Below are 428 nucleotides of genomic sequence, written 5' to 3'. Positions count from 1 at the left end.
GCTAATTGATTGAACGATTAATGCAAAAAAGATTCATGCTGAAGGCTAATCATAGTCTTCGACATGAATCTTTTTTATTTTTCATACATATAGTCACGAGTCATTGGGAGAACGCGTCCGCTAGCACCTTTAGTGAGGAGATATTGAATGACATCAATATTACCTGATTCAAATGATGCTGAACATGCTTGGAGATATAAATCCCACATGCGCACAAACCGTTCATCAAACATTTCTTGAACTTCAGCACGATGCTTATTAAAGTTCACGTCCCATATCTCAGTTGTCCGTTGGTAATGACGACGTAGTGGTTCCATATCGTCAATTTGAAGACCCCTATTAATGATATGATCGATATTTTCAACTAGTCCGGGGACATATCAACCAGGGAAAATCCATTTGTTTAAACAACCATTGTTGGCGCCGCC

Annotated in this window: 1 protein-coding gene; it reads right to left on the bottom strand. The window is 39.0% G+C overall.

Going from position 1 to position 428, the window contains the following annotated elements:
- Nucleotides 1-74 precede the first annotated feature (74 nt).
- Nucleotides 75-356 (bottom strand): class I SAM-dependent methyltransferase, encoded by a 282-nt coding sequence (locus tag C1I98_RS46695; protein ID WP_497846391.1) that lies wholly within the window; start codon nucleotides 354-356, stop codon nucleotides 75-77.
- Between the last annotated feature and the right edge of the window lie 72 nt (nucleotides 357-428).

The organism is Spongiactinospora gelatinilytica, assembly GCF_003236385.1.
Taxonomy (GTDB): Bacteria; Actinomycetota; Actinomycetes; order Streptosporangiales; family Streptosporangiaceae; genus Spongiactinospora; species Spongiactinospora gelatinilytica.
The sequence above is the reverse complement of the archived record's forward strand: the minus strand, read 5'-3'. Positions and strand labels throughout refer to the sequence as shown.